Here is a 25,499-nt window from a genome sequence, read left to right as displayed (position 1 = left end):
TTATCTTTAAGTCCTTGCTCGTTATTGTTGAGCTATGTTTAACCAGTCGAGAAGGTAATAATATGGAAATAACAATTCGTCCGACTCAAGTCAGTGATGCCGCCGCAATGTGTGAGATCTACTCTCAACCTAAAGCACAACGCGAAACTCTCCAATTGCCCAAACCCTCTGTGGCAATGTGGACACAAAGACTGGAAAACATGCCTACCGGTATTTATAGCTTTGTCGCGGAATTAGATGGCAAAGTGGTCGGAAACATAGGTTTTGAGCATTCTCAGCGGCCTCGTACCGCTCACAGTGCGACTTTCGGTCTAGGTGTTCATGATGACTATCATGGTATGGGTATAGCTAGTAAGCTGATTGAAACTGTACTTGATTTAGCAGACAACTGGCTGCAAATAAAGCGCGTTCATCTCGAGGTCAATACGGATAACGAAGCGGCGATCGCGTGCTATAAAAAATTTGGCTTTGAAATTGAAGGCGAAGCGAAAAATTCGGTTTTCAGAGAAGGCAAATACCAAAACACTTATTACATGGCAAGGCTCAAACCATAGCCGTGTAACGACATTATGTTAAAGGCTTACTTATAGGTAAGCCTTTAACATATCAATAGCCCGATGAGCCAAAGCTTCCGTATAAGCATTGATTTTCCAATGATCCGGGCTCCATCCTTTAACAAAACGATGGAAATCTGCCCAAGCAATAGCAAATAACGGTCGCCAAGTTTGCTCTACGTCAAACGCATCGGTTTCGGGCATTAAATCACTTATCGCTATTTTCAGGTGAGTAAAATAAGTATCCAAAATCCACTCCTCCATATCATTGCAATCTTCAGGCTGGACAGCACTACTCATAAAGAGAACGACATCCTTCATCGCGCAACCTCTACCCACATACTGGAAATCGACAGCCGCGGCCTTTTGGCCATCAGAAGTAAAACAGAAATTCGCTAACTTCGCGTCACCATGAACTAAGGTTTGATAAGGTGCATTACCAAGCACCTTATCAATATCTTTCGCAGCTTGTTTGAGTGACATATCATCGAGCGCCGCAAGTTCATCAGGACGAGTATCAAGGTGCCAATAGGTGCCTGTTTCCCACAATCCTTCCCCTTTCTCTCCGATATGTGAAGCATGAAACCATGCTAGCCACTTGAGCACCGCTTCCAAATGTACTTTTTCAGCCTTGTGGCACACCTCGTCATAACCAAGCTGATGTAAGTCTTCTATCACCAAAAGGTGCTCCATTCCTTTTTGATCCACAATAATGGGTTGTGGCTGCGGACAATGAACATGCGCACGTGCCGCAAAATGTCGATACCAGTGTAACTCGACATCATAAGACTTAAGTTTCCGCTGATGTGAAAGTGCTGTATTCCAACCTCTGGGATGTTGATCAGGCTTAGGCAAGTGAACATGTTTTATCACGATACTGGTTTGATCGACATACAACCTAACCAACTCACCGTAGCCACCCCACAAAGGTTGTAAAATCTCTCTATGTTCTAATTTTCTGTATCCCAAGCGCTGACATAACGCTTGATAATCATAGATTTGCTTCATGACGGCTCAGCAAGCAAGTGAGACCACTCTGGGTGACGTGACAAGTAATGGACAACATACGTACATATAGGGTTGATTTTCACTCCTTGTCGCTCAATCTCAGGCAAAATAGCTTCCATCATCACCTTACCGTACCCTTTTCCTTGCAACTCTTCTGGGACTTTAGTTGAAGTAATGACATAAACACTACCTTGCACATCAAACTTCATGATGGCGTCATGTTCACCCTCTAGGTGAACACGAAAAAGTGAGTTTGGTTCATCAAAAACTACCTTATGTGACATACGGACTCCTAAAAATGATATCTAGCTCAAAGTTATTGAGCGTTTTGATATTTGAACAAACGGTAAAGCACACATAGAATCGGAAACCATCAAAGAGAATAATAAATCCTCAATGAAGAATAAGTTGGCCTACAACTAAAACGATAGCATGGCGACTCTAACGGAGGCTAGATGAATACTCAGGCGATTGCCAGTAAAGAACAATCTTCACGATCATCGGCGAGGGAGAAAAGCGTTTCAACATTGAACAGCACTGATGCATTAGCAATGTTAGAGCATGGCGGAGAACTTACTATTGGTATCACTACCCCAGTAGGTACCACTTTTAGGTGTAAGACAACATTCATCGGCTTCCACTCTCAAAATTTGGTTCTCGCTGAGCTGCCTAAAGTCTCAGATAGCGATCTCAGCTTTTTCTTTCAGCCGGGATTTTGGGCTACGATCAGAGCGATTTCTCACCGTGGTGAGGGCGCCATCGTCCATTTCCGAAGCCAGCTCGAACACGTGATGACAGCACCTATACCGATATTCGCATTGACGGTCCCAAACACTATGCAGGTTACTCAACTGCGAAAAGAGCCAAGATACGATGTCAATCTTGCCGCACGTGTTAATGCATCAACTCATCGACTCGATTGCCAAATTCGAGATTTATCCAAAAGTGGTTGTCGCTTTGTTACCGCTCCACTGAGCCGAGCTTTTCAAGTTGGTGATGTGATAGCATTGGAAGTCTATTCTGGTATGAATAAGTCCAACCACTTTGAACCTCTATTCGGCAAGATCTGTAACCTCCAAAGCTCTTCACACTATGCTCGCTATGGCGTACAGTTCGATGAAAATGGAACAGAAAACGCCAAGCGACTGCTAGCGAATCTCAAGTTTGATGGCACCAAACTGACACTGCGATAAAACGCATCAACCTTCGAATATAAAAAGGCTTGGTTCTCACCAAGCCTTTTTATTATCCAATCACATTTTAAGTACGATACTGTTTAAGAATATCAGCGAGAGAAATCGATGCTTTGGTCAGATTTGCTACGCCTTGAGACGACTTCTCCGCCACACTACGGATAGTATTAGACTGGGTACGTATATCACTCAGTTCTGAAGCGATATCGTTCGCAACAGCACTTTGCTCTTCTGCAGAGGTGGAGATCTGGATACTCATATCCATGATACCTCGCGCAGACTCCGAAATTGAGTTTACATCCTTCCCAATGTCTTCAATTAGATCACTACTGGTTTGTGCTTGCTCAACCGTTTGTTGAGTAATGGAGGCGATGTTCTGGCTCTCCGACTGCAGTTTTTCGATCATAGACTGGATCTCCACCGTCGCCGCCTGAGTACGGCTGGCTAGAGTACGTACTTCATCTGCCACAACGGCAAAACCTCGACCTTGCTCACCGGCACGCGCTGCCTCAATCGCTGCGTTCAGCGCCAACAAGTTAGTTTGCTCAGAGATAGCATTGATTGTGGTTATCACTTCATTAATCTGAGTGGTATTGTCATTCAGAGTCGAAACTGAGCTAGACGCCTGCTCAATGTAACTAGACAGTTTTTCAATCTCGTTGATCGCGGACTGAACACGCTTGTAACTACCATCGATATGCTGAGAATCTTGCTCTGCTTGATCTGTCGCCTGCTGAGAAATATTCGACACCTCTTTCGCTGAAGCTGTCATTTCTTCCATCGCGGTCGCAACCGAATCTAAAGAGGTGTACTGGTTGGTGATCTGAGATTCACTCAATCGCATTTCTTGTTCAAAAGACGCAGACGTTTCACTCATTGTCTTCGCATTCTCTTTTACGTTGTTGACCAAATCGGTCAAGGTATCCATTGCTTTATCAAGCGCACACCCAATAGTGCCAAACTCATCTCGACCAGGGTGGAAGCCAAGGCGAGACGTCAGATCACCCTCACCAATTTTCTGAGTCGTGGTATACAACACCCAAAGAGCCCCACCAATAAAGGTAGCGACCCAGTAACAAAACACCGCAAACGGAACAGCCCAGACAAAGCTAAAGAAAAAAGTGGATAAAGCCTGAGAGCGTGCTTGCTGATCTTGTGCCTGATTGTTCATGGTCAGTTGGTAAACATTGCCATCTTTACCCGTTTGAGAAACCGTCACAATCCCATTGTTATACGTCGGTTCATCGACACTAGACACTTTGCTAATATTAGCTTGGCCCACTATCGATGCTTCAGTACCTGCACTCATCACACCGTCAAGTCGATGAACCGCAGCTGAGATCGCCGAACTTTCAATGTATTTTATTTTAGAGTAATAGTTTCCGCCTGCTATGCTGCCTACAGCGACAAGAAACAAGGCAAAAATCACCCACATTTTGTCATTAATAGACATCTTAATAAAAAGCTTGTCTATCGTTCTGAACTCTACTTCTTTCATGTTAACTCTGCCTCCTCTAACAATGGCTCCATGCCTGGGTGTTGGCTATATAAAATTATCGGCCTATAAGAGTAATTTATGAGACACGAATCAAGTAACAATGAAATGTAATACTAATGAAATGTCATTTATGAGATCCAAAACCCACTTATATAGGCCGACGTCCCGCAACAAGTCGTTACATCCACAATTTTTGAGCAACTCATGGATGAATTGCGATTGAAAAAACCACCCTACAGAATTAGATTATTTTAAACCCATCGACAAGGAGGAGTGATGGATATTAAAACCGATCAACTTGATCATCCTGAAGTGATCAAACTGCTCGAGGAACACCTCGCAGACATGAATGCAACCTCACCACCAGAAAGTGTCCACGCTTTGGACACTTCGGCACTGAAAGCAACGAATGTCACATTTTGGACCTGCTGGAAAGATGAGCAACTGCTAGGTTGCGCAGCCATCAAAGCGCTTTCCGCAACACATGCGGAGTTGAAATCAATGCGTACCACACCAGCGGCTCGCAATCAGGGCATTGCTTCAAGTTTACTGTCATTTGCCATCGTTCAAGCAAAGCTTAGGGGTTATCAACGCATCAGCCTTGAAACCGGTTCTATGTCTTTCTTCAAACCTGCCAGGGAGCTGTATACGAAATTCGGCTTTGAGTATTGCTCCCCTTTTGCAGACTATCAGCCAGATCCTAATAGTCGCTTCATGACCTTAGAGTTAAGTAAAGTTTAGCTAGAAACCTGCTCGGCAAGCCGAGACCGTTTCAACAGTCGAGCAGGAGAGAAACCAGTGACGAGCATGGTGCCAACTAATACGAGCACTGTGCCAGCAAAGGTATTTAGGCCAATAGGCTCATCAAGAATCAAAGCTCCCCATAGAATTCCAAATACTGGGATCAAAAACGTCACAGAAAGGGCAGACGCCGCACCTTCATCCGCAACTAAACGGAAATAGAGTAAATATGCAATACCAGTACAAAGTACGCCTAGTGCTACAACCGATAGCATTTCATAGCTACTCGGCTCTCCCTGCATCGGAACAAATGGTAACAGGGGGAGAATCCATAAAACAGCCGCCCACATATTGCCGTGTGCATTTTCAAATGATGCCACTTTGGGTGCGGTTTTGGTGTAATTAGTGGCAATACCATAACAGCATGCTGCCATCACACTTGCCACGATAGGTAGCGCCGCACTGATACCAATGTTAACCGCATCCCACCCCACTAAGATCCCAACACCTGTGACACCAAGCAACATACCAAACACGGCTTTTCTTGTCAGAATTGACTTATGCCAGACAGCACCAATCAAGGCTCCCCAGATCACAGAGGTTGAATTGAGCACCGATAATGTTGATGCGTTCAAAGTTTGCGCAGCATACGCAAATAACAAAAATGGTAGAGCGGTATTAAATAACCCGATTATCATAAAATGCTGGAAATGCTGTCTAAACGCCAATTTCTTACGTAGATAAAGAGAGATAAGAAACAAACTCAGCGCAGCAAATCCGACTCGAAACTCAATCAAATATGCCGGTCCAAAAGTATTGGCCGCTATTTTCATAAATAGAAACGACCCGCCCCAGATAGCCGCAAGACAGATTAGACGTAAAAAGCTGGCAGTAGACATGAATTATCCCTCTTATTGTTTGCGCCTAATGTGAATCAATTGTTAACTAGAATCAATCATAAAATGAGTTACATTTCCGAAAGTGGCGAATAAAAATAGAGAACTAAACACACAGATATGACACTTTTCTCATCTACTGAGAAGTCATCACATTGATCCGCTCGCTTATTAGATAAGTTGCCCTTAACTTAATTCCTTTCTCTCTGATTGAAATCTAGTATGAACTTAATCGTCAATATTAATCGGCATGTTAGAGAATATGGGTTTGAAATGGCCACTAGGCAAGCATGGCGCTGTGGTGTGAAAGCCAACCTAGTCCAACGTATTATTGGGGTTGCTAAGGGGCAGGTTGTCTGTGTCATTGAAGGGGTGAGAGCTGAATTGTCAACGCCTATGAACACCCCTCTCCACCATGAGGAAATACAAGGACGCTATATTTTTGTAGGAGGCATTGTCTGGCAACCAAACGATATTCTTGCCCCAGCTTTCCCCGAATTCATGTTTATGCATTTAAGAAATATCAGTAATAAACATAAATACATGACAGATGAACAACTGCAGGTAAATTTAGCGTAGCAAGTAACAAGAAGCCCCGAAATCAAGGGGCTTAGTTTAGGCTTTATCGATATTGGATTGCGAGAAATCCAACTTTTCTTTCACTTCCGATTCGCTGGGTACGGCTTCAACCGATTCTTCTACAATAGGCGGCACTTCACTCACTAAATCTAACTCCTCCCCACCTAACACATCCTGTTCTTGAAGCGGGATATTACGCTTGTATAGCTTATTGAGCGCCTTGATAACCGCGTGCTTACTTACCTTGTTATCGCGAATTTTTTTCAAAATCGGTTTCGACAATGACTGCAGGCCAACAACGGTATCGACTCCAATACTAAGTGCAACCTGATCTCGCAATATGCGAGCCTGTTCATGCCCTAGTTGTCCCGCTAGAAATAGCCATATATACGCAATGGAATTGCCATTAGGCCGTTGATCCATCCAAGCTTCGCCTGCGCTATACATTGCATCGGTATACCCTTTCTCAGCTGCTCGCTCTAACCAATAACAGCCTCGTGAAAAATTCGCAGTCACGCCAATTCCACGGATGTAATTAAGCCCAAGCTTCATACGACCCTCATTACTTCTCTGAGATGCCGCTTGCTGGTAATACTCCGTAGACAAGCGTGGGTTAGGCTCAGGGTTGTGGGCCGATGCAAACCAGTCACCCAAGAATATCAGTGCATCAAGGTAGTTTTGTTCCGCCGCCTGCTTCATGACTTGAATTGCTTTGCCAATATTTTGCTCAGTACCTCGACCATAAAATAAGGCCAATGCCATTTCGAATTTATGAGGAATGCTGCCTTCCATTGCAGGAATACAGGTCTGCCAAAATTTGGCTTCTTCTCTCAAAACTAGGTCCTGATTCATTTTATTACTGATACGTACAACGCCGTACATACCATTGACATTATCCAGTCTGGCCGCTTTGTTGTACCAATACAGAGCTTCTTTAGGCCTTGAACGTTCTGCCTCTTTAGCCAAAAAAAGGATGGTCGGAACATGGCCATTTTCAGCTTTATAAACTCGCTCTTCCTGCTCTTGCTTGTGATTTTTTTCCATTGCTTTCCGGTAAGCAACTTCACGCTCTTTACGCTCTTGTTCTAGTCGCTTCTTACGAAGCTGCAATGCAAGCATCCACATGAACAAACAAAGCAGCAGTAAACCAGTCGCGCCAATGGCGATCCCTATAACATTCATCTATATCTTTTCTTCACCTTCAACTGGCGTTTACCATCTAAAATGCTTGTCGGCCAGTCACAACAAAAGTTAAGGAGTTATGCCTCCTTTTGTTTAAGTGTACCTCACTCCCACGATTAGTTGATGAATAAAATACAAAATATGCCACAGGAGCATATATTTGTGGCCTTAATTTTCATGATGAATTTTTTCGTTAAAAATCACGAGATGATCACTTGGCTTGAGATGATATAAAGCAGTTTGGCAAAGAAAAGGCAAAAATTGACCGAAAACAATAGCCGCCACCACAAGCTTATTTTATAATGCAAATTAATGTTTCAGAGCATCACAATTTCAACATTAGAGGCAACCAATGAGACTAATCCCGTTAAACAAAGCAGCGCAGGTCGGTAAATGGGCTGCAGCACATATCGCTAAACGCATTAATAACTTCCAACCAACGGCTGAACGTCCTTTTGTATTAGGTTTGCCAACAGGTGGAACTCCTCTAGCCACTTATAAAGCGCTGATAGAGCTTTATCAGGCAGGTGAAGTCAGCTTTAAACACGTAGTGACATTTAATATGGATGAGTACATTGGCATTCCAGCCGACCACCCCGAGTCATACCGCTCTTTCATGTATAACAACTTTTTCAACCACATCGATATTCAGGAAGAGAACATCAACTTGTTAGATGGCAATGCGGTGGATCACGAAGCCGAGTGCCAGCGTTACGAAGACAAAATTAAATCATACGGCCGCATTAACTTGTTTATGGGCGGTGTAGGTAATGATGGGCACATTGCATTCAACGAACCCGCCTCTTCTTTATCTTCTCGTACGCGTATCAAAACCCTGACCGAAGACACTCGTATCGCCAACTCACGCTTCTTTGATGGTGACATCAGTCAAGTACCTAAGTATGCACTCACTATCGGTGTAGGTACATTGCTTGATTCTGAAGAAATAATGATTCTGGTCACTGGTCATAATAAAGCACTTGCACTTGAAGCGGCTGTTGAAGGGAGTGTGAACCATTTGTGGACAGTATCTGCGCTTCAGCTTCATCCTAAATCTGTCATCGTATGTGATGCACCTTCCACTCAAGAGTTGAAAGTTAAGACAGTCAAGTATTTTACTGAACTGGAAGCAGAGAACATCAAAGGCTTCTAGGCCATTTATTCGGATAACAACTCAAAAAGGCCTAGTCTACCGGCTAGGCCTTCCTATGAAGCTAAATAGTAAATTTCTGACTCATTTGGCAAAAGTGCAAACGCTCGATCAAACTGGCAACAGAATCAATACTGTCCTTCTCAAATTGCACACCAAGCTTACCGTAGCGGCTAGTCATCTTGATATTTCTCACTACAGCTTCGAGTATCTGTGGCTCAATCACTTTATCGCTTTCGGTTTCTAAAATATTGAGGGAAATTAAATCGCCTACTTTATGGTTAGTCAGGTGGCGCTCAACCACGATCAAGCAGCCAGTACTCGAAATATCTCGGATCTGGCACTGAACATTTTGGGACTGGGGCGAAAGCACACCGTCCAAAGCCAGCTCCAAGCGAGCACTTTCTCTCAATCCGGCAGCGACCTGAGTTGCCGCTGGCAAGGTGATTAAGAACAAGCTATTACCACCAGCATCAATCACATACTCAAGCTTACTCTTGAAATATATCCTCGCCCCTTCTCCTGACTCCGAAATGACACATGCTTTAATCGCATAGCCTCGTTGAAAAAACACCGCCACTTCTTTAGGTGATGCTTTGGGTACCTCTAGCAGCATGAGATTATTCGAATGAAGGCCAATATACTTGGTTTTTCCTTTAAGATTTTTACCCGTTGGAGTAGTGATCAGAAAGGCAACCTCACTTAATGGTTTGACGTCATTAAATGCATCTTCACCATACTTAATGTTATCGGGCAACGGCTTAGAGGGCTGTTTTTTTTGTTCAGGCTCAGCAGAAGAGAGTTCTATCGCTTCCGCAGCCTCACTTTGGGTCGCTTCAGTCATTACGCAGTGATATCCATATAAACCAACTCACATAAACAGTTTATAAACAACCACTCGGTATCGGCAAGAAAAGTTACTGTCTGATTGACAACTATTGATATAAAGTTCAAAAAAAATAGCCTAGTAGAAAAGTATTGACGATAATCAATCAGGCTGAGTATGATCGCTTTGTAAACAAGGTAAACAAGCACTTTTAGGAGGATATGATGATTGTAGCAAGAACCCACCCGGCAGAATTAGTGAAGAAGCCTAGGTAATCATCCGTTACCCCTTCCCTTCTCTTTGCCCGGTGTATTAAAACCGGGGTCTCAAGACCCTAGCTGACTTTACAAATGCAGAAGTCTTTCTGCAAGTCTGGGGTACACAATGAATATCAATCCCAAACAGCTATTGAGCTTGCCTCAACTCGGCTGGAACAACTTATTTCAACAACAACTTACACTTGAAGAACTGGAACATAGCCTTATTACACGTGTCACAGAGCATCACCGTAGTGGCTACAAACTGGTCAGCGATCAAGGTGAAATAACTTTACCGATCCGTAAATCACTACCCATGATGACTGTCGGTGACTGGTTGTTACTGAACCAAGAGCATGGCTTCGAGCGTCTGTTAGAGCGCCAGTCTTTATTTGCTCGAAAAGCAGCAGGCAGTAAAGTAGCAGAGCAGTTAATTGCGGCCAATGTTTCAACCGTATTTATCGTTTGTGCACTGAATGATGACTTTAACTTGAGCCGTATTGAACGCTATCTTGCCACTGCAAACGAGTCTGGAGTCGAGACAGTGATTGTCTTAACAAAAGCGGATTTAGTTGCTGATGCTGAAGCTAAACGTCAACAAGTTCAGCAGCTCGACCCTTTACTTATAGTAGAGATGATCAACGCACTTGATGCTAACCAATACACACCGCTTACGCATTGGTGTAAAACAGGCTCCACTATTGCGTTCATAGGATCATCGGGTGTTGGAAAATCAACGTTAGTCAATGGGCTCCTTGGCGCATCGGTCCAGCTAACTGGCGGTATTCGTGAGAGTGACAGCAAAGGGCGGCATACCACTACAGGCCGTTCGATGCACTTTCTTCCCACAGGCGGGGTATTAATCGATACGCCGGGAATGAGAGAATTACAGCTGTTTGACTGTGCCGAAGGGGTTTCTGAAACCTTTGCAGACATCGAGGCGTTAGCCACCCAATGTCGATTCTCTGATTGCCATCACGAAAGCGAGCCTGGATGTGCCGTTACTCATGCGATTAAAGCTGGTCAACTTGAGCATCGTCGGCTGAATAACTATCTCAAGTTAATGCGGGAGCAACAGCGTAACGGAGCGACGCTCGCTGAGCGTCGTGCTGCCTACAAACAGCAGACAAAGATGTATAAGAACATACAAACGGCCAGCCGGAGCCGAAAACAAAGTTCGTAAAACGAGACAAGGGGCTACTCGCCCCTTTTTTAGTACAATAACGACAACATATATAACACAATATTCACATTTTAACATTTTTAATAAATGTTCATGCTAAAAATCAATTAATTCTAGACACATTATTTCAACACGCTAGTATTGTCCCACTCAGTTACCAATAACTGAAATTACTAGAAGTTCATAAAATAATTCATTGCAGGGATAACTATGCAACACAACTCTATTTTTGCCCGCTTTGCGCGCGGAAATCTGGTATTACAGATCCTAGCCGGTATCGTTCTCGGCGTCGGTTTAGCCACTGTATCACCGGAATATGCACAAAGTGTCGGCTTACTTGGAAGCTTATTTGTCGGCGCACTAAAGGCCGTCGCCCCTATTCTTGTTTTTATTCTGGTCGCTGCATCTATTGCCAACCAGAAGAAAAACCAACACACCTACATGCGTCCTATTGTGGTTCTGTATCTTTTCGGCACCTTAACTGCAGCTTTGACGGCAGTAGTGCTTAGTTTCATGTTCCCAACCACATTAACACTGGTTTCCGGTGCTGAAGGGGCAACACCGCCTCAGGGCATTGGTGAAGTCATGAACACCCTACTGTTCAAGATTGTTGATAACCCGGTTAGTGCGCTGATGAATGCTAACTACATTGGTATTCTGGCGTGGGCTATTGGCCTTGGTTTAGCACTGCATCATGCCTCTGGAACAACAAAAGCGGTATTTGAAGATCTCAGCCACGGCGTATCTCAAATTGTTCGCTTTATTATCCGCCTAGCACCATTTGGTATTTTTGGTCTGGTGTCCTCTACATTAGCAACCACTGGTTTCGATGCTCTGGCTGGCTACGCTCAACTTCTGGGCGTTTTATTAAGTTCGATGTTGTTTATTGCGCTTGTTGTGAATCCAATCATTGTCCTTGTTAAGACAGGTGAGAACCCATACCCGTTGGTATTCCAATGCCTACGTGAAAGTGGTGTTACTGCCTTCTTTACACGCTCAAGCGCAGCAAATATTCCAGTAAACATGGCACTTTGTGAAAAGCTTAAGCTTGATGAAGACACATACTCAGTATCTATTCCGCTTGGCGCAACCATCAACATGGCTGGCGCAGCAATTACCATTACGACGCTAACGCTAGCAGCAGTCCACACTATGGGCATTGAGGTCGACCTCATGACTGCATTGCTCTTAAGCGTGGTAGCAGCTGTCTCTGCCTGTGGTGCTTCTGGTGTTGCTGGCGGTTCACTGCTGCTGATTCCACTGGCTTGTGGCCTATTTGGTATTCCAAATGAAATCGCAATGCAAGTTGTCGCGGTTGGCTTCATTATTGGTGTTGTACAAGATTCTGCCGAAACTGCACTGAACAGCTCGACTGACGTCGTGTTTACTGCCGCGGTTTGTAAAGCAAAGCAAAAACAAGACATGTAAACATCAGATATTTAAATTAAAAATATTTGACAGAGGCCCGGCTAAATTAGCCGGGCTTTTTTATTTAAGTCTCACAGAGCAATCACCTGTATGCAGACCAAGCATTTCCCTTTATCACCCAAACAATGGCGTCAAACCAAACCAACTTAATTGGCAAATTAATTTCCATGATGGATATCTGCACATATACTTAATAACATAACAATCATTAGCGAATAATCATTAAGGAAGTTTTATGAGAGGTGTTGTTCTCGCCTTTTTACTTCTGGTAAGTCTGCCCACCCTTGGTGCTGACTTAGTCGTCCGTTTTGAAAACAGCCAACCAAAGACTTTGGCTTATGAACAGTTGATTTCGCAATACCCTCCAACCTCCTTTAAAACCAAGCTTCCATGGTATCCGGATGCCAATCAATTCACTGGCTTTAGAGTCTCAGACATGTTAGCGAACTTAGTCAAAGAGGAGACAATGGCCGTATCTTTCATTGCCCTTAATGACTACGCAGCCAGTACAACGATAGAAAACATTATTAAATACGATCCGATTATCGCCTACAAAATGAATGGCAAAAAAATGAAAGTGCGAAATAAAGGGCCATATTGGTTGGTCTTTAATCTAGACAAATACCCTGAGATTGATAATGCTGCTTTTCATTCTCAAATGGTGTGGCAAATTGACGAGATCATGATTCATCAAAAAACCAATGAGAATACTGACTAGAGTACGTGGATTTAATCAAGTTTTATCAAGAGCGAAAGTACTGCTGATCTTTCTCTCTGCAATACTGATTGTGGCAAACTTATACCTTCTCTCGGCAACTCGCGACTTAGCTCGTTCCTACAACGAGCAACAAAACCAAGCCACTTGGTATCTTTTTCAACTAACTAAAGAGTTTTCTGAACTAAAGTCCACAACCCTATTGGCTGAAAAAGATCACAATTACATAGATAAGGTATTGTTAAAATATGAACTAACATGGAGCCGCTTTGATCTACTGCTCAACAACCGTGAAAGTGAATCGCTGATCTCATTACCCGGAGCCGAATCATTTTTTGAATCACTTTTTCATCAATTTCAAACTTTAGAGCCCAAGTTAAAACAATTCCAAGAGAGTGGCGATCCTGCGTTGAACCTGAGTCAGGATTTTGAACATCAGTACATGCTGATGATTCACTACATTAATACCAACTTTCGTGTTAAAAGCCCACTTTACCAATCTCAAATGCAGCTGGCTCAGGCACTGACACATGCTCAGTTTGTATTAATGATATTACTGTTTGCGTGTGTTGGTATCGTCAGTTATATCATTCATAAAGAAGCCGTGTTCCATAAGCAAGCCTCTGTCACCGACTCACTCACAGGCATACCCAATCGCCTCGCTTTTATGTATCAATTAACAGAATACATTGAAGAGAAGACCAGTTTCTCTTTGATATTGCTTGATCTCGATGGGTTTAAAAAGATCAATGACTCACATGGACATCAAGCCGGTGATTTAGCCCTGCGAATCGTTTCAGCTCGCTTAATTGAGCTAATGAGCCAATACCAACTCTCTATTTATAGAATTGGTGGAGATGAATTCTCGGTCTTAACCACGCAAACTGACAAACAAGAAATAGACGCTCTTATCCAAACAATTAATCACTGCTTTGATAAGAGTATCACTTTGCAAAACCAGACAGTTCAGCTTTCTGCTAGCATAGGGGTCGCCAGCTATCCTTATGATACGACTAGTCTCAATCAGTTGATTTCCATGGCTGACCAGAACATGTATAACGAAAAATTCTCAACTAAATCCGATGAAGGTAACGTCTTCAACTTAAAAAAACGATAAACCAACATAACAACTCAGCATCAAGAAAAAAGCCCCTCATGAAGAGGGGCAAAGTACCATCGCTTATTGTTATAGTGATAATGCCAGTAAAACGACTCAGTGATTAACCAAAATCACCATTTACGTATCCTTTTGTACGATCATCTTTGGGATCATTAAAGATAATTTGAGTGTCATCATGCTCAACCAACTCTCCCATTAGGAAGAAGGCCGTACGATCCGAAATTCGGCGTGCTTGCTGCATAGAGTGAGTCACGATAACAATGGTGTAATTTTTCTTTAATTCTTCCATTAACTCTTCAATTTTGTGCGTCGCAATTGGATCAAGCGCCGACGTAGGCTCATCCATCAAGATGACATCCGGTTCCATCGCAATGGTACGGGCAATACATAAACGCTGCTGCTGACCACCTGATAGCCCAAACGCATGTGACTTCAAACGATCTTTTACTTCATCCCATAGAGCTGCGCCACGCAGTGAACGTTCCACAACTTCATCAATGTGTTTCTTGTCTTTAATGCCCTGAGCACGTAAACCATAAGCCACGTTTTCATAAATGCTCATTGGGAAGGGGTTAGGCTTCTGGAATACCATCCCAACCTTGATACGCAAGTCTGCGACATCAATGTTGCCATAGATGTCCGTGCCATCCATGTCCAGCTTACCTGTAATCTTTACACCTTCAATCAAATCGTTCATACGATTCAGACAACGCAGTAACGTTGATTTACCACAGCCAGAAGGACCAATCAATGCCGTGACTTGACGTACTGGAATAGGAAGGTTAATCGCTTTCAATGCTTGGTTTTCACCATAAAACAGATCTAGGTTTTCAATATCAAATTTGTTCATTGTCTCAATCTCTTAAATCTAAAATTCGTGTCTGTGCTTTCAATTAAAGTCGCTGGTTAATAATTCGCAGTATTGAAGCGACTTGCGATGAGTTTGGTGATCATGTTGATCAAGAGAACAACTACAATCAGCACGGTAGCTGTACCATAAGCTTGGTTCCACTCTTCAATGGTGAACAGCTCAGTAGTCAGCTTATAAAGGTGAACTGTCAGCGTACGTCCTGAATCCAGTAACGAATCAGGAATACGTGCCACCATGCCCGCTGTCAGGAAGACAGGAGCCGATTCACCAATTACACGACCAATACTTAGAATGACCGAGGTTAAGATACCTGGCATTGCGCTAGGCAAGATCAAACGCCAGATAGTGTAGATTTTTGAAGCGCCCAAGCCGTATGAGCCTTCACGATAAGTTTGCGGTACTGCCATTAGAGCTTCTTCCGTGGTACGGATGATCACTGGCAGTATTAGAATACTGAGAGTCAACGCGCCTGAAAGAATCGAGAATCCCAAGCCTAAGATTGCGACGAAGAAAGTCATACCAAATAGACCGAATATGATTGACGGGATCCCCGCCAACGATTCAGTACAGAAGCGGATAACCTTAACCAGTCTACTGCCCACTTTAGCGTATTCAGTCAGATAAATCGCCGTCATAATGCCAAGCGGTGCCGCCACGGCTATGGACGCTATTACCATATAAATAGTGGCTACAATCATCGGGAAGATACCGTGTTCTTCGCCAGTACGGGTGTAATTGTCAGTAATGAAATTCCAGTCTACGTGCTGCAAACCGTTCGACAAGATGTACCAGATAATCCAGAACAAAAAACCGACCGTCAGTGCTGCTGCAGCCCAGATAAAGCCGTTAAAGATATTGTCTTTAAACTGGCGTGCTTTTTTTAATTTTGCGCGATCCATAGTCATCACCTTTAAACCACTTTACTTCGCTTTTTCGCGGTTGAGATAAAGCAGGGCTGCGTTAAGCATCATGATAAACACCAGCAGAACAACACCTGTAGCGTAGAGAGCATTAGCATGCACGCCGCTTGCGTAAGACATTTCAATAGCAATGTTCGCAGTTAGCGTACGGGCTGAATCTAGGATGCCCTGAGGCATTGCAGGGGCGTTACCCATCACCATGATGATCGCCATGGTTTCTCCTAGAGCGCGACCAATACCCAGAATCACACCGGTCATGATGCCCGAGCGTGCTGCCGGAACCAGCAGCTTAAAGATAGTGAAAATCTTTGATGCGCCCAAAGCCAGTGAACCTTCTTTGTACGTTCGAGGCACAGCGCGAATCGAGGTTTCTGATACCGTGATCACGGTAGGCAGAATCATCACACCCAAAACAATAATACCGGCCAGAATTGTATTACCTGCTGGGACTGCGAAAATATCCTGAATCAGGGGAACAATGATCACTAATCCAAAGAAGCCATATACAACCGAAGGTATACCTGCTAGCAATTCAACAGCAGGACGAATGATGTCTGCGAGGCGCTTAGGTGCGATTTCAGCAATGAAAATCGCCGTTAAAACACCCACTGGTACCCCAACGATAACCGCACCAAATGTCGATACGATGGAAGCAACAATCATGGTTGCAACACCGTAAAGTGCAGGAGGTAGCCAGTCTTGGCCTAATACGATGCCAGAAACACCCGCTTCTTGAAACGCAGGGATAGATTCTTTAACGATGAAATAGGCGATGACCGCCAGAGACACAATGCCAATAACTGCACTGGTAAGGAATAAGCCATGGAAAATACGCTCTTTCCAGTCAACACGCTTGCTCGCGCGTAGACTAGGCTTAGAAACTTGAGTCGCTTCAGTATTCATAAGCTCGTCACTATTTGTTGCGATGGTCATAAAATTCTTACCGTTCTCACGAACTTGGTTCGTTTGAAGTCAAGAAAAGGCTCAGCCCAAAGTGGGCTGAGCAATTAAGGAGTTTTACTAGATATTAGTTAACTGAGATGTAGCCGTTGCTGTCAACTAGACCTTGTGCTTCATCAGAAACCATCCAGTCTAGGAACTTCTGAGTTTCTGCAGAAGGCTTACCTTCTTTGTATAGAACAAGGAATGGACGAGCAACTTTGTAAGAACCGTTCTTCACGTTGTCTACGTTTGCTTCAACGCCATCAATTGGTAGAGCGTTTACAGAGTTATCTACTGTACCTAGAGAAATATAACCAATTGCGTATGGGTTAGACGCAACCATAGTTTTCAGAGCACCGTTACCGTTTGCCACTTGTGCACGTTGAGAGATAGCCGATACTTTCTTGCCAGAGATTTTTTGCTTCAGCTTCATGATGTCTTCAAATGCACCACGAGTACCAGAAGCAGTATCGCGAGTGATCGCAACGATTGGCTTATCTGCACCACCAACTTCTTTCCAGTTTGTGATTTCACCTTTGTAGATTGCAGTTACTTGCTCTGCAGTCAGTGCTTTAAGGTCGTTCTTAGGGTTAACAACAACAGCGATACCGTCTAGTGCAACCGTTAGCTCTTTAAGAGCAGGTTCTTTTTCAGAATCTTTCAAGTTACGAGAAGACATACCTAAGTCAGCAGAACCGTTTTTCGCTGCTTTTACACCAGCAGAAGAACCAGGACCCTGAACTTCGATAAATACGTTCGAGTTAGTCTTCATGTATGTTTCAGAGAAAACTTCCATCAGTGGAGTTACGCTGCTAGAGCCCACTGCAGAGATAGTTTCTTTAGCAGAAACTGAAGTCACTGCCATTGCGCCTAGAAGTGCGATTGCACCGATAACTGTCTTTTTCATCACAATTTCCTTAGTTGGCAACATTGCCGTTATATTTCACTTGAACGGTGCTCACTTTAGGACTCAATTATGACAATTGTGTTTCACTTCGTTGAAGCCTATATGACAGGTGAGATTTGCTAGGAATTTTTGATGACGTTTTACTGATAAGTCCAACAGCGATGTAACAAACTGTGAAAACCAAACGAACAGATAACAAACTAGAACAATAACACTATGACTTAAAAGGAAAATAATTAAGCCACTTTTAGTGGTTATTTTATAAAATTATCATTTTCTGGATTGAATTATACCTGGGAAAACTTAGAATCATTCCTCTTAATTATAAAAACAATAACAGACAATTCATCACAATATAGAAGAGGACAATCGATGCGCCAATTACTCAGCGGGCTTTCCATTAAGCTCCAAGTAGTGGTTCCTGTCATATTCACTTTACTACTACTCGTAGTCGGGATTATTTACAGTACAACCAATCTTAAAAATGCTTTTCATCACGTTACCGTCTCAACAGAGAATGTCATTAATCATAAAGACTCGCTCTCTCAGATCATTGATAACACCTATGGTATGCGAATTAAAGCCATCTATAGCCTGTTTCGTGCTGAAGATGTTAAACAGCTAGCAACACATTTGCGGAACAAACAGCAAGAAAACCGCCAACTTCTGCATTCACTCGGCACTGTCAAAGGTCTCGAGCAAGAAATCACGGGCATGAACCACGCCATTGATCATTATGTGAACTACTCAATTAACGTCATGGTCCCATTGCTTAATATTCGTCACAGTAACGACCTTCCCCCTTCTAATTTTCAAACCAAGTATGATCGTGCGGCAAGTGACTACCGAACCGCAGGCAACCAAATGGTTGAGGCAATCGATAGGCTTTCAAAGAAGTTAAATACACTGGCTCTTGATGAAGTGCAGGCAAACGAAAGCACCCACTCGAAAGTAATGAACAGCAGTATTGTTGGACTCTTATTGATATTAGCGGCAGCACTCACGATTAGCTGGATGCTCGCTGGCATCATAGTGACACCGATTAAGAAACTGCAACTCGCGATGAAAGAGCTCGCACAAGGCAACCTGTTAGTCTCGGTAAAAGAAGAAGGGAACAATGAAGTCACCGCTCTATCTCGTGATTTCAACAGCACTGTAAGCCAGTTGAAAAGCACTGTTGATTCCCTAGTCAGAATCAGTGTGGACGTTGCCTCAGCTTCGACTGAGCTTGCCGCAGTCATGACACAATCAAGCGCCAACTCAGATCAGGAAAAAAATGAAGTTGAGCAAGTTGCATCCGCCATCAACCAAATGGAAAGTACTGCCACGGAAGTAACCCAAAATGCCAACAACGCGGACTCTGCATCTATTAACGCAGATAAACTCGCTCGAGAAAGTTTAGAAACATTCGAACAAAATACGCGAGCCAGTGAGAAAATGGCGCATCAGTTGTCCCAGGCGGCTGGCGTGGTCAATTCTCTGAAAGAGCAGTCAGAACAAATTGGTAAAGTGATCGAAGTGATTGAGAGCATTTCAGAACAAACCAACCTACTGGCGCTTAACGCGGCCATTGAAGCGGCACGAGCGGGAGAAAGCGGCCGTGGATTCGCGGTTGTCGCCGATGAAGTGAGAATGCTTGCAGCTAGAACTCAGGAGTCGACAAAAGAGATCCAAGTGATCATTGAAGAGTTACAACGCCAATCAGGTGTCGCTAATGATAGCATGAACTCTAGTCTAGAGATGATTAGCCATAACCAGCTTCAAGCCGCAAAGGTAAGCGAAGCGCTTGGCCACATCAGCACTTCCATTTCAGAATTGACCAGCATTAATGCGCAAGTTGCAGTCGCCTCTGAGGAGCAAGGACAAGTAACTTCCGACGTCAACAGCAACCTCAGTAATATCTATGAACTGGTGAGCCAGAACGTAACTGGAATTACCCAAGCAGCTGCCGCAAGTCATGAATTGTCTAGTCTAGCGGAAAGACAAAAACAGCAGCTGGGCTTTTTCAAAGTCTAGTCAATATCGACCATGTGGTCACATTATCCAGAGGCCAGAAAAATCTGGCCTCTGGCATTACCAACTCCTAAGCAACTCAGATTAAGTGGTGTAAGCACTCGGTCTGCGGCTAGCGGATAAATAAGCGACTCAAGCCTTTCTCAGCCACTTTCCTGAAACGCAGCAGAAGGCGACTTCTCGGCAACCAAGCAGGTGAACGCAAAACCGTTTTCGCTTTAGAAAATGTTTGAAAACCTTCGAAGCCATGGTAGTGACCAATACCAGATTCCCCTATCCCGCCAAACGGTGCATCTTCAGCCGCCACATGTAACAGAGTATCGTTAATCGCAACACCGCCGCTGTGGGTCTGCTCGATGATTTGCCGCTGAAGGAGGCGATCTGTCGACATCAGATACAAAGCCAGCGGTCTTGGTTTAACGTTAATGTAATTGAGCGCCTCATTCAGATGGCGATAGCCAATCACGGGTAGCAGTGGGCCGAATATCTCTTCCTGCATCACCTGCATGTTTTCTGTAACTCCTGTAATCAAATGCGGCAGCATCTGACGCCCATCCAACGTCACGTCCTCTATGGTGTAAATGCAGGCACCATGGTCTTTTGCGTCCGCTAACATCGCGTGAAGACGGTCATACTGCCGTTCATTGATGATGTGGGTTACCGTTGGCGCTTTATCGCCATCTATATACAGCGCCTTATAACGTTTCAGATACAGGTTGATGAATAACAGCTCTTTTCCTTGGGGCAGCAGAACATAATCTGGTGCAACACAAATTTGCCCGGCATTGACTGATTTGCCAAGTAACACGGCATCAACCGCTGCGCGAAGATCAATGTCATTATCAATCACGACTGGCGACTTACCGCCGAGCTCCAATGTCACAGGGGTAAGGTTCTTCGCCGCCGCCTGAGCGACGAGCTTCCCGACTGGCGTCGACCCCGTAAAGATAAGGTGATCAAAGGGGAGTTGAGAAAAATAGCTGGCGATATCCGCTTCACCCTCAATGGGGTAAATGTGTCGGTCTAAGCGAGACAAGATCTGGCTGAGTACCTGATTGGTATGATGGGTATACTCACTCAACTTAACCATGACTCGGTTTCCCGCCGCAATCGCCGTCACGATAGGTGCAATGCTCAGCACGATTGGAAAGTTCCAAGGGACAATAACTCCGACCACACCTAGCGGTTGATACTCGACTGTGATTGACGAAGGAGACAACAACAAGCCCGCTTTACGTCGACTTGGTTTCATCCACTTTTTCAGGTGCTTGATGGTGTAATTGATGTGAGAGACTGCGGGTAAAATATCGCAAATCATGCTGTCGAAACGACTGCGCGCACCATAGTCCTTTTGCAGAGCCTCAACCAACTCTTCCTTGTGTTCAAGTAACGCTTGCTTGAGGATCTTTAGCCTTTTCATCCGAACGTTGTAGCCAGAAAATGGCTCACTTAAATAAAAAGCCCGGACTTCAGCATAGAGATGAAGTAACTCTTGCTGCGTTCTGATGTGTTCTTTTTGCCAACGATTAAGATCTACGACGCCTTCCATGTGCCATCATTGCCTGATTGGTTATTCTTTGCTCATAAGTATAGTAGCCAGATTCGACACCAATGTCTTGGCTAGCACGCCCATAACGTGCATAAGATAAAGGCGACATAAATGCCGCCTTCTGTTAATTACTGCAATTGGGTCATCACAGCTTGAAAATGCTCAAGCCCTGTGGCTCCAACAATTCTCTGCTGAGCAATTTCCGCTCCTTTGGTGTCAAAGAAAAATACCGCCGGTGGACCAAACACATTACGCTCTGCCAGCCACGCCATCTGCTCAGGGGTACTCTCAGTGACATCAAACTTGATCGTATTCCAGTCAGCAAACTTATTCTGTACAGATTGGTCGCCAAACACTTCTTTCTCAATGACCTTACACGAGACACACCAGTCCGCATAAAGGTCAATCATTACCGGCTTACCTTGCTGCTTCGCGAGTACTAATTGTTGATCCAAAACTTCAACAGAGCTGACTTTCTCAAATGGTAAAACTGTGGATAGTCTGTCTGATGAAACCTGCACAACATTAAGTGGTTTAAGAGGATCGTTTGAGCCTGTCAACATGCCGACAAATAAGATCAATCCGTAGAACAGAGACATAAATGCGGCCAGTTTACGGGTTCTCGCCCAACCTGGTTGTGCTGAATCCAGCGCACCAAAATGAATACCGCCTCCAATGGCAAGCACCGCCCATAAGAGCATCGTCAACCAATCTGGAATAAAACGGCTCAACAACACAATCGCAACCGCCAGCAACAAAACACCGAACAGTTGCTTCACAGCAATCATCCAAGGGCCGCTTTTGGGGAGAAACTTACCGCCACTCATACCAATCAGAATCAGTGGCACACCCATACCCAGAGCCATCACAAACAGGGTTACGCCACCTAAGACCCAATCTTGCGTGGTGGAAACATAGAGTAACGCCCCAGCCAATGGCGCACTCACACAAGGTGACACCACCAACGCAGACACCGCGCCCATCACAAACACGCTCGCCACTTTGCCGCCGCCCAGTTTGTCTGAGCTTGCATTCAGTTTCTGTTGAATGGATGCCGGCAATTGCAGCTCATAGAAGCCAAACATTGCTAAAGCAAGCAAGACAAACACCACCGCAAATATCGATAGCAGCCAAGGCTGCTGCATCGCCGCTTGCAGGTTAACTCCTTTAGCCAGCGTCGTGACTAAGATCCCCGTTAGCGCATAACTGGAAGCCATACCCAACACATAGGACGTCGACAAAACTAGACCTTTTCGGCCTGTCATTTTGGCATCACCACCAATGATGCTCGACAAAATAGGCACCATCGGCAACACGCAAGGTGTCAGTGACAGCCCTAACCCAAGTAGGAAAAAGATGAGGAGAGCCTGAGTTTTGGACGCACTGCCTAATAGCTCAGACAGGCCCGCCGTGTCTTCTGCCAAGCCACCCACTTTATCCCAAATTGAGGAGTTGCTGTCATTCAGTGTATTGGCGGGCAAGTCGAGTTTGATCGTCTGAGGTAAGTAGCACAGACCTTTTTCTGAACAACCTTGATAACGAACCTTTAGTTGACCTTCGCCACCATAAGGAATCAGCACGGTTACTGGCTTATCGAAAACGACGACTTCACCAAAGTACTTATCTTGTTTCTGTTTGCCCGGTGAAGAAAATTGAGGCTCAGTTAACTCGATGCCGCTATCTGCTGAAAACTTAAATCGGCCTTTATAGAGATAATATTCAGGCTGAGTCGCGAAATGGATCTGCACACCTTGTTCACTGACCGACCATTGATAAGGAAATGCCTCTTCCACAGGCAAAAAGTCAGGCTCCTGCGCAGACGTAAAGGCAGAGATAAACAGTAGTAATGGCAGGATGAAAATTCTGATCACGCTACAAACTCCGTATCTTGATGAATAGCTAATTGATCGTCGATAAATACAACGCCGACTTGTTCAGGAACTGGTAAAGTCGGCTCTAATGTCAATGCCGTACTAAGGGCGCCGGCTTCCAGTGTCGTTGGAGCTAAGACGCTGACAGAGAGCACTTGGGGATGTGTCCCACGTTGCGACAATATGTGTGAGCTTTCCTCATCGCCAAATTGGAAGCTTCGCTCGTAATGAGCGGATGTCGTCAATGCCGCATTAGCCAGTGGTAATGAGAAAAATGGCTCATGCTTATTCTTCGGATTAAGCACCGCCACATTGAAAGGTGAACCGTCTGGCTTAGTGCCAAGCGCTCGAATGTCTCCACCAAAATTCACCAGCGCAGAGGAAACACCAAATTTCTCTGCGATCATCACCGCCTGATCGACCGCAAACTCTTTAATCACTCCACCCAAGTCAAATTGAGTCTCTGCGTGAGGGATAGAGAGCGTTTTATCTGATAGAGACCAAGCATCAACACCCATAAACGCCTTAGCACCTTCATAAGCCGCACTTCTGTCCAATTGAGGCGTGCTGGCCATCATTGACTTGACCGTACCGACCGTTGGGTCAAAAACACCTTGCGTGCCGTCAACCAAGCGCTTCAACACTTCAAATACAGCGTAGCTTTCATCATCCAAAGCCACAGATGATGACTGACGTTGATTCACTTGCTGATTGAGCCAAGAGTGAGAATCATAAAAGTTAAATTTCTCCTCTAATCTCAGAGTATTAGACTCGATTAAAGCCGCTATATCTGCGGCTTTCTCTGAGTGATATAACTGAACTTCACAAGGAACCGTCATCGCCTGAAATCGGTGAACAAACGGCGGATTAAAACTCATAGGTTGCCCCTACTGCCCACCACTGAGCTTCAAAACCGTTGGACTGCTCGTAATAAGCGCCAAGCAGATTGAAACGCAGTTTCTTATGCACTTTAAAGCTTGCGCCTAATTCATAGGCATTGGCCGTAAAATCACCAAGACGTAAATCAGAGGTCGCATAACCCGATGAAGCAAACGTAGGATCACTGCCATTAGGGTCACGGTAGAAATCGGCGGCGCTTTGGGTGTACCAGAAATAACCCGGAGCTAACGTTAGCCAACTGTTGACCGTCCAAGAGAGTTTGCCACCAAGCTGATGAGAGGCTACACCCCAGTCGTCCTGGAACCATTTGTAACGAGGGCGAACCACTAGAGTTTCGGACATTGACCAGAACGCCTGAATATTCACGCCACCTGACAAACGAGTATCCGGGCGTGAATCCTGACCAAGAAAGACCTCGTCAGTACCAATCGAGCCATCGCCATCAATATCCACCTCACGCAACACCGTCAGATAGTGATTGCTAAGATAACCAGAACGATAACCCGCATAGCCGGTGAAGACCATGTAGTAATTTGGTGAGAAGGTTTGTGAAAGCCCTGCCTCAACATTCCCTGTAAAGATGTCTTCCCAAGATTGTGGATTGGTCGAGGTTTGATATTTGCCAAACGTCATCGTTTCATCAAACAGGGTAGAAAACCCTAAACTGTATGAGCGGTTTTTCTGTGCGTCGGCGTAAATTAGCCCTTTACCATTTAAGCCAATACTGCGGTAATCCTCTTCTTTGGAAAAGTTAGCACCGAAAGTCCACTCGTTACGCAGCTCGTCTCGGTAAGTCGCGCTGCCATTGATCGATTTACGGGTATCTTCCAGCTCATATTTCTGAATTTTGTAGCCACTGCTGTGGGGATCGTAGCCAGCACGGATCACCTGATCCGTCATATTTTGAGCCTGTTGAGTTTTCGTCGCACGGTTGACCGCATCCGCTGCACTGCCAATTGGCGTAGTTGGCCCCCAAGACGGTGACGCACCAGAAACCGTGTCGTAGCCCAATTCAAGATTGATGGTCCAATCGAGACCAAAACTCTTTTCGATAGAAACAACGCTGTCGCCTGCTTCCACTTTATCGTCGTACTCTTCGTAATTTAGATAGTGAACAGAGATATGGTCTTCTGCCAGCGCACTATTCGCCACTGCCGCTGCACTAAGCAGCGTTAAAGGTAGTTTTTTCATTCTGA

Annotated in this window: 25 protein-coding genes; 10 read left to right on the top strand and 15 right to left on the bottom strand. The window is 44.6% G+C overall.

The features are described from left to right. Positions 1–62: 62 nt before the first annotated feature. The gene (locus L1D23_RS00530) at positions 63–554 is read left to right on the top strand and encodes a GNAT family N-acetyltransferase (protein ID WP_239863631.1); all 492 of its coding nucleotides are present in this window, start codon (positions 63–65) and stop codon (positions 552–554) included. Between the two features lie 30 nt (positions 555–584). On the opposite strand, the gene L1D23_RS00525 is transcribed toward L1D23_RS00530, so the two are convergent. Together L1D23_RS00525 and L1D23_RS00520 are read right to left on the bottom strand one after the other, a co-directional pair. Then, a complete protein-coding gene (locus tag L1D23_RS00525; RefSeq protein WP_239863629.1) occupies positions 585–1,562 on the bottom strand; it encodes a phosphotransferase in 978 nt (325 codons plus the stop codon). Further along, positions 1,559–1,846, bottom strand: a complete 288-nt coding sequence (locus tag L1D23_RS00520) for a GNAT family N-acetyltransferase (RefSeq protein ID WP_239835938.1) — start codon at positions 1,844–1,846, stop codon at positions 1,559–1,561. Before L1D23_RS00520 ends, L1D23_RS00525 begins: the two co-directional genes overlap by 4 nt. A 171-nt stretch (positions 1,847–2,017) precedes the next feature. Between L1D23_RS00520 and L1D23_RS00515 the strand changes: the two genes are divergently transcribed. Next, a complete protein-coding gene (locus L1D23_RS00515) occupies positions 2,018–2,755 on the top strand; it encodes a flagellar brake protein (protein ID WP_239863628.1) in 738 nt (245 codons plus the stop codon). 67 nt (positions 2,756–2,822) lie between these two features. Here L1D23_RS00515 and L1D23_RS00510 read toward each other — a convergent pair whose 3' ends face one another. Further along, positions 2,823–4,253, bottom strand: coding sequence for a methyl-accepting chemotaxis protein (locus tag L1D23_RS00510; RefSeq protein WP_239863626.1), 1,431 nt, complete (start codon positions 4,251–4,253; stop codon positions 2,823–2,825). Between the two features lie 276 nt (positions 4,254–4,529). On the opposite strand from L1D23_RS00510, the gene L1D23_RS00505 reads away from it, so the two are divergent. Then, positions 4,530–4,994, top strand: coding sequence for a GNAT family N-acetyltransferase (locus tag L1D23_RS00505; RefSeq protein ID WP_239863624.1), 465 nt, complete (start codon positions 4,530–4,532; stop codon positions 4,992–4,994). Here L1D23_RS00505 and L1D23_RS00500 read toward each other — a convergent pair. Continuing rightward, complete coding sequence (locus L1D23_RS00500) at positions 4,991–5,893, bottom strand: DMT family transporter (RefSeq protein ID WP_239835935.1); 903 nt, start codon at positions 5,891–5,893, stop codon at positions 4,991–4,993. The genes L1D23_RS00505 and L1D23_RS00500 overlap by 4 nt on opposite strands. Before the next feature lie 219 nt (positions 5,894–6,112). Here L1D23_RS00500 and L1D23_RS00495 point away from each other — a divergent pair, with 219 nt between their 5' ends. Then, entirely contained in the window at positions 6,113–6,469 is a 357-nt protein-coding gene (locus L1D23_RS00495; protein WP_239863622.1) for an acyl-CoA synthetase, read from the top strand. A 36-nt stretch (positions 6,470–6,505) separates the two neighbouring features. Here L1D23_RS00495 and L1D23_RS00490 read toward each other — a convergent pair whose 3' ends face one another. Next, entirely contained in the window at positions 6,506–7,651 is a 1,146-nt protein-coding gene (locus L1D23_RS00490; protein WP_239863619.1) for a tetratricopeptide repeat protein, read from the bottom strand. A gap of 352 nt (positions 7,652–8,003) precedes the next feature. Here L1D23_RS00490 and nagB point away from each other — a divergent pair, with 352 nt between their 5' ends. Next, positions 8,004–8,804 (top strand): glucosamine-6-phosphate deaminase, encoded by an 801-nt coding sequence (nagB, locus tag L1D23_RS00485; RefSeq protein WP_239835932.1) that lies wholly within the window; start codon positions 8,004–8,006, stop codon positions 8,802–8,804. A 61-nt stretch (positions 8,805–8,865) separates the two neighbouring features. On the opposite strand, the gene L1D23_RS00480 is transcribed toward nagB, so the two are convergent. Next, complete coding sequence (locus L1D23_RS00480) at positions 8,866–9,645, bottom strand: PilZ domain-containing protein (RefSeq protein WP_239863617.1); 780 nt, start codon at positions 9,643–9,645, stop codon at positions 8,866–8,868. 366 nt (positions 9,646–10,011) lie between these two features. Here L1D23_RS00480 and rsgA point away from each other — a divergent pair, with 366 nt between their 5' ends. From rsgA to L1D23_RS00460, 4 genes are all read left to right on the top strand, one after another. Continuing rightward, the gene (gene rsgA, locus L1D23_RS00475; RefSeq protein WP_239863616.1) at positions 10,012–11,067 is read left to right on the top strand and encodes a ribosome small subunit-dependent GTPase A; all 1,056 of its coding nucleotides are present in this window, start codon (positions 10,012–10,014) and stop codon (positions 11,065–11,067) included. Between the two features lie 210 nt (positions 11,068–11,277). Then, entirely contained in the window at positions 11,278–12,495 is a 1,218-nt protein-coding gene (gene sstT, locus L1D23_RS00470) for a serine/threonine transporter SstT (RefSeq protein WP_239835929.1), read from the top strand. 235 nt (positions 12,496–12,730) lie between these two features. Then, complete coding sequence (locus tag L1D23_RS00465) at positions 12,731–13,213, top strand: molybdopterin-dependent oxidoreductase (protein ID WP_239863615.1); 483 nt, start codon at positions 12,731–12,733, stop codon at positions 13,211–13,213. Further along, on the top strand, positions 13,197–14,327 hold the full coding sequence (locus tag L1D23_RS00460; protein WP_239863614.1) for a GGDEF domain-containing protein: 1,131 nt from the start codon (positions 13,197–13,199) through the stop codon (positions 14,325–14,327). The genes L1D23_RS00465 and L1D23_RS00460 overlap by 17 nt, the downstream gene beginning before the upstream one ends. 103 nt (positions 14,328–14,430) lie before the next feature. On the opposite strand, the gene pstB is transcribed toward L1D23_RS00460, so the two are convergent. From pstB to L1D23_RS00440, 4 genes are all read right to left on the bottom strand, one after another. Next, positions 14,431–15,180, bottom strand: coding sequence for a phosphate ABC transporter ATP-binding protein PstB (pstB, locus tag L1D23_RS00455; protein ID WP_239863613.1), 750 nt, complete (start codon positions 15,178–15,180; stop codon positions 14,431–14,433). A gap of 56 nt (positions 15,181–15,236) precedes the next feature. Beyond that, positions 15,237–16,100 (bottom strand): phosphate ABC transporter permease PstA, encoded by an 864-nt coding sequence (pstA, locus tag L1D23_RS00450; RefSeq protein WP_239835925.1) that lies wholly within the window; start codon positions 16,098–16,100, stop codon positions 15,237–15,239. A gap of 21 nt (positions 16,101–16,121) precedes the next feature. Further along, positions 16,122–17,054, bottom strand: coding sequence for a phosphate ABC transporter permease subunit PstC (gene pstC / locus L1D23_RS00445; RefSeq protein ID WP_239835924.1), 933 nt, complete (start codon positions 17,052–17,054; stop codon positions 16,122–16,124). A gap of 94 nt (positions 17,055–17,148) precedes the next feature. Further along, entirely contained in the window at positions 17,149–17,970 is an 822-nt protein-coding gene (locus tag L1D23_RS00440; RefSeq protein WP_239863612.1) for a phosphate ABC transporter substrate-binding protein, read from the bottom strand. A gap of 372 nt (positions 17,971–18,342) precedes the next feature. Between L1D23_RS00440 and L1D23_RS00435 the strand changes: the two genes are divergently transcribed. Continuing rightward, complete coding sequence (locus tag L1D23_RS00435; protein WP_239863611.1) at positions 18,343–19,986, top strand: methyl-accepting chemotaxis protein; 1,644 nt, start codon at positions 18,343–18,345, stop codon at positions 19,984–19,986. A 109-nt stretch (positions 19,987–20,095) separates the two neighbouring features. On the opposite strand, the gene L1D23_RS00430 is transcribed toward L1D23_RS00435, so the two are convergent. Genes L1D23_RS00430 through L1D23_RS00415 form a run of 5 tightly spaced genes read right to left on the bottom strand, consistent with a single transcriptional unit; the run spans position 20,096 to position 25,494 of the window. After that, positions 20,096–21,532 carry a coniferyl aldehyde dehydrogenase gene (locus L1D23_RS00430; protein WP_239863610.1) on the bottom strand — a complete coding sequence of 479 codons (1,437 nt, stop codon included), beginning with the start codon at positions 21,530–21,532 and terminating at the stop codon, positions 20,096–20,098. Then, entirely contained in the window at positions 21,510–21,641 is a 132-nt protein-coding gene (locus tag L1D23_RS22190) for a hypothetical protein (protein ID WP_267898310.1), read from the bottom strand. The genes L1D23_RS00430 and L1D23_RS22190 overlap by 23 nt, the downstream gene beginning before the upstream one ends. Positions 21,642–21,660: 19 nt before the next feature. Continuing rightward, positions 21,661–23,400, bottom strand: coding sequence for a protein-disulfide reductase DsbD (dsbD, locus tag L1D23_RS00425; protein ID WP_239865336.1), 1,740 nt, complete (start codon positions 23,398–23,400; stop codon positions 21,661–21,663). After that, positions 23,400–24,281, bottom strand: a complete 882-nt coding sequence (locus tag L1D23_RS00420; RefSeq protein ID WP_239863607.1) for an FAD:protein FMN transferase — start codon at positions 24,279–24,281, stop codon at positions 23,400–23,402. Before L1D23_RS00420 ends, dsbD begins: the two co-directional genes overlap by 1 nt. Further along, positions 24,271–25,494, bottom strand: a complete 1,224-nt coding sequence (locus L1D23_RS00415) for a DUF3570 domain-containing protein (RefSeq protein WP_006961595.1) — start codon at positions 25,492–25,494, stop codon at positions 24,271–24,273. Before L1D23_RS00415 ends, L1D23_RS00420 begins: the two co-directional genes overlap by 11 nt. Between the last annotated feature and the right edge of the window lie 5 nt (positions 25,495–25,499).

The organism is Vibrio sp. Isolate24 (genome assembly GCF_022398215.1).
GTDB lineage: Bacteria > Pseudomonadota > Gammaproteobacteria > Enterobacterales > Vibrionaceae > Vibrio > Vibrio coralliilyticus_A.
Note: the sequence above shows the minus strand (reverse complement) of the source record. Positions and strands in the feature narration are given on the sequence as shown.